Source organism: Streptococcus sp. DD04, assembly GCF_001578725.1.
Lineage (GTDB): Bacteria > Bacillota > Bacilli > Lactobacillales > Streptococcaceae > Streptococcus > Streptococcus sinensis.
Genome location: NZ_KQ969005.1, coordinates 1 through 430, shown reverse-complemented (window position 1 = coordinate 430; position 430 = coordinate 1). Strand labels below are relative to the sequence as shown.

1 protein-coding gene is annotated in these 430 nt (G+C 39.8%); it reads left to right on the top strand.

The window, feature by feature from the left end:
- Positions 1 to 239 precede the first annotated feature (239 nt).
- A partial coding sequence (locus STRDD04_RS10265; protein ID WP_156469096.1) for a 4Fe-4S cluster-binding domain-containing protein occupies positions 240 to 430 on the top strand: 191 nt, incomplete at its 3' end.

The window sequence follows — 430 nt, the reverse complement described above, 5'->3', positions numbered from 1 at the left end:
CCCTTTTTCATAATAATCTCCGAAAGAGTCGCCTCTAAGGCGGCTTTTTTATGGAGACAGCTGGAAACGGAGAGCGGCAATTTTTTAAAAAATGAACAAGTCCATCTGTTGTAACACAATGAAAATGAAACTGAAAAACAGTTTGTTTTCTAAAAAATAGGCAGAATCTAGTAATTTTTACTGAAGTCGTGGTATAATATAGTTAAGAATAAAACGTTTTCAAGTTTAAGAGGGTCATTATGGTTGAAGAAGCTATTGATTATGGGCAAGTAACGGGAATGGTGCACTCTACCGAGAGTTTTGGAGCAGTGGACGGACCTGGTATCCGTTTCATTGTCTTTTTGCAGGGTTGCCATATGCGTTGTCAGTATTGCCACAATCCAGATACATGGGAGATGGAGACCAACAAATCTCGGCTGCGTACGGTAGA